This is a genomic window from Photobacterium chitinilyticum (assembly GCF_004104355.1).
Classification (GTDB): Bacteria; Pseudomonadota; Gammaproteobacteria; order Enterobacterales; family Vibrionaceae; genus Photobacterium; species Photobacterium chitinilyticum.
The window spans coordinates 1-1,152 of record NZ_RJLM01000067.1 but is presented as its reverse complement, the minus strand read 5'-3'; the positions used below and the strand labels follow the sequence as shown (position 1 = coordinate 1,152).

Annotated in this window: 1 rRNA gene; it reads right to left on the bottom strand. The window is 52.1% G+C overall.

The features are described 5' to 3' along the window. Positions 1–665: 665 nt before the first annotated feature. Positions 666–1,152 (bottom strand): 23S ribosomal RNA (locus EDI28_RS28115); the annotation flags it as partial.

The following is a 1,152-nucleotide window of genomic DNA, read 5'->3' as shown; positions in this document are numbered from 1 at the left end:
TTGGAAAGTATGAGCAAGACAACAGGATCTCACCTCAGTCCGGACAAGCCGAACCTTTACCTTCACTTCGCCTTTGGGTTTCGTAACCCCCAATGACTCGCGCACATGTTAAACTCCTTGGTCCGTGTTTCAAGACGGGTCAGGTGGATCGTCTACCACTACACCACAGACTATTGGCCCAACGCAAACCACACACGCAACCGCCAACGTGACAAAATCAAGCCATCAGCCGACCAGCCGAAGCTAGTAACGAGCCGACCAGACTCAACAACGCCCGAAGGTCTAGGCACGCATGCGAAGCCGCCATCTCCGACACACCGCACAGCTCCGCTACAGCCGGCTAGTAACACTCACAGCCCATAGATGAGCCAAAGAGTCACCTGCCGACCCAACCAAGACTGACGGAAATCAGACCTGATCAGTTTGGCCATAGCAGACAGGCAGCAGTGCCGGTCGTGGTGAACACCCTGAGAAAGTGCACTGACAAGCAGACCCTCACACCAACAGTGCGTGCGTCGTATGTAAACGATTCACACATACCCACCAAAAAGGCAGGCACCTGCGGTTAAGCAGACACTAAAGGCGGCCAGTATGCCCAAGCACAAATCACACTCATCAGCTGAATTCCCAGAGCTTGCAGTTCAACTCCACCTGTTTACCTTTGAACGGTTTCACGCACTGTTTACTCTCTCTTCAAAGTACTTTTCAACTTTCCCTCACGGTACTTGTTTGCTATCGGACTCGTGTAAGTATTTAGCCTTGGATGGAGTCTACCACCCACTTTGGGCTGCATTCACAAACAACCCGACTCCAAGGGTAGCTCAGAACAGAACTKTCACACTTGATCTCTACCCCCACGKGCCTTTCACCCTCTTTGGKCCAGAATGGGAAGCCGTACTCATTGCTGGACTTGGGGCAGAGCAGTAATGTCTGAAGCCAACCTAAACACCACATTGTGGATGGAGTCTACCACCCACTTTGGGCTGCATTCACAAACAACCCGACTCCAAGGGTAGCTCAGAACAGAACTGTCACACTTGATCTCTACCCCCACGGGCCTTTCACCCTCTTTGGGCCAGAATGGGAAGCCGTACTCATTGCTGGACTTGGGGCAGAGCAGTAATGTCTGAAGCCAACCTAAACACCACATTG